General features: G+C 34.0%; 1 protein-coding gene and 1 pseudogene. Both read right to left on the bottom strand.

The annotated features are described in order from the left end of the window. Positions 1-129, bottom strand: a 129-nt coding sequence (locus tag IU405_RS00930) for a nucleotidyltransferase domain-containing protein (protein WP_197436760.1), incomplete at its 3' end; no start/stop codon positions are given. A 144-nt stretch (positions 130-273) separates the two neighbouring features. After that, positions 274-435 (bottom strand): annotated as a pseudogene (gene prfB / locus IU405_RS00925) (peptide chain release factor 2); the annotation flags it as partial.

Genomic DNA, 435 nt, shown 5'->3' with positions numbered 1-435 from the left:
GTCATTGTCAATTTCAATCAATAAATCTATATCGCTGGTTTCCTCATTAAATTCATTCGTTATTGAAGACCCAAAAGCATATAATTTTTTAACATTGTGTGCTTTACACAATGTTAAAAAATCAGCCATTTTATTTTGAATAGATTCTTTTAAATTCATATTGCTAATATAGTGTATTTTTTGATTTATTGCATTTCGAAAACTGACCTTCGAAAACCGACTACCGACTAACGATTACCGACCATCGAAAATCGACCATCGATTACCGACCAGCTACTCCTTCTGCCCATTCAGCATTAAAAAGGCTTTCAAAAATTCACCAATATTTCCATCCATCACAGCATCTACATTGCCTGTTTCGTGTGCGGTACGTACATCTTTTACCAATTTATAGGGATGCATTACGTAGTTTCTTATTTGACTTCCCCATTCGTT

Origin of the sequence: Polaribacter sp. BAL334 (genome assembly GCF_015767435.1) — a bacterium.
In the GTDB taxonomy this organism is placed as follows: Bacteria; Bacteroidota; Bacteroidia; order Flavobacteriales; family Flavobacteriaceae; genus Polaribacter.
This window is presented reverse-complemented; position numbering and strand designations above follow the sequence as displayed.